Source organism: Amycolatopsis sp. GM8 (genome assembly GCF_021653975.1).
In the GTDB taxonomy this organism is placed as follows: Bacteria; Actinomycetota; Actinomycetes; order Mycobacteriales; family Pseudonocardiaceae; genus Amycolatopsis_E.
Map to the genome: position 1 here is coordinate 1 of NZ_JAJKFK010000021.1, position 954 is coordinate 954.

The following is a 954-nucleotide window of genomic DNA, read 5'->3' on the forward strand; positions in this document are numbered from 1 at the left end:
TTCGGGTACCAGGACCGCCCGGCCCCGCACCCGGTTCAGCGCGAGATCGTCCAGCGCTTCCGCCGCGGCCGGCAACGGGTACCGCTTGGTGCGCATGGTGACCTTGCCGGCCTCCGCCAGCGTGACGAGTTCCACGAGATCGGTATAGGTACCGACCATGTTGCCGATGATGTTCTTCTCCCCCAGCACCGCTTCCGCGGTCGGAACCCGCAGTTCTCCGCCGTAGCCGATGACGTACTGCGCCCCACCGCGCGCGGTCATCGCCCACGCGTCGTTCTCGGCGCCCTGTTCGGCCACGAAGTCGAACACGACGTCCGCGCCACGGCCGCCGGTCAGGTCCCGGACGGTATCGACGACCTCCTCGTCGGCCACCACCGTTTCCGCGGCACCCAGCTCCTTGGCCAGCGCGAGCGCGTCGGGGTCGCGATCGACGACGATGACGGTCGCCGCGCTGAGGACGTTCAGCAGCTGGATACCGAGGTGTCCCAGTCCACCCGCACCCTGCACGACAGCGGTCGTACCGGGCGGCAACTGCGGCAGCGCCTTGCGGATGGCGTGATAGGCGGTGAGTCCCGCGTCGGCCAGCGCGGCGACCTCGGCGGGATCGGTGGCCGGCTTCAGCTTGACGCACGCGCGTGCGCTCGTCAGCACATACTCGGCCATGCCGCCGTTCACCCCGTCCACACCCGGAAACGACCCCGTGGCGCAGTGCATGTCCTGTCCCGCCCGGCAGGCCGGGCACAGCCCGCAGGACGGAAAGGGGTGCAGGAGCACGGTGTCGCCGACCGCGACATTGGTGACCCCCGGGCCAATCTCCCGCACCCAGCCGGCGTTCTCGTGCCCCAAGGTGTAGGGCAGCCGCGGGTTCATCGCCGCGGCCCACTGCCCCTCGATGATGTGCAGGTCGGTGCGGCAGACACCGGCACCGCCGACGCGCACGATCACATCCAGCGG

General features: G+C 70.3%; 1 protein-coding gene. It reads right to left on the reverse strand.

The features are described 5' to 3' along the window. Nucleotides 1-954 (reverse strand): NAD(P)-dependent alcohol dehydrogenase (locus tag LOZ83_RS39645; RefSeq protein WP_236797091.1); only part of this gene is annotated, 954 nt, incomplete at both ends.